Here is a 591-nt window from a genome sequence, read left to right on the forward strand (position 1 = left end):
GCTGGTGATGCCGCTGACCTGGGTGGTGGTCAGCGCGGCGATGTCGGTGGTCTCCAGGGCGTTGACCTGGGTGGTGGTCAGGGCGCCGACCTGGGTGGTGGTCAGCGAGCGCACCTGGGTGGTGGACAGCGCCGCCACGTCGGTGGTCTGCAGGGCGTTCAGGGTGGTGGTGGCCAGGCTGGAGACCTGGGCGGTGGTCAGGGCTCCCACCTGATCGGTGGACAGGGCCGCGATGTTGGTGGTGGTGAGCGCATCGATCACGGTGGCGGCGATCGCCGCCAGATCGGTGGTCTCGATGGCGCCCAGCGCCGTGGTGGTGAGCGCTGCCGACTGGGTGGTGGTGAGCGCCGCCGCCTGGGTGGCGGTCAGGCTGGCCAGGGTGGTGGTGGCCAGGGCGTTGATCACGGTGGAGGTCAGGCCGGCCACGTTGGTGACGGTCAGGCCGTCGGCCTGGGTGGTGGTCAGGGCCGCCACGTTGGTGGTGGAGAGCGCGTTGATCTGGGTGGTGGAGAGCGCCGCCACCTCGGTGGAGGTGATGCCGGACAGGGCGGTGGTGGTCAGCGCCCCGGTCTGGGTGCTGGTGATGCTGCC

At 70.9% G+C, this 591-nt stretch carries 1 pseudogene; it reads right to left on the bottom strand.

Features of this window, described 5'->3' with window-relative positions:
- A pseudogene (locus H261_RS25655) lies at positions 1–591 on the bottom strand (beta strand repeat-containing protein); the annotation flags it as partial.

Origin of the sequence: Paramagnetospirillum caucaseum (genome assembly GCF_000342045.1) — a bacterium.
Lineage (GTDB): Bacteria > Pseudomonadota > Alphaproteobacteria > Rhodospirillales > Magnetospirillaceae > Phaeospirillum > Phaeospirillum caucaseum.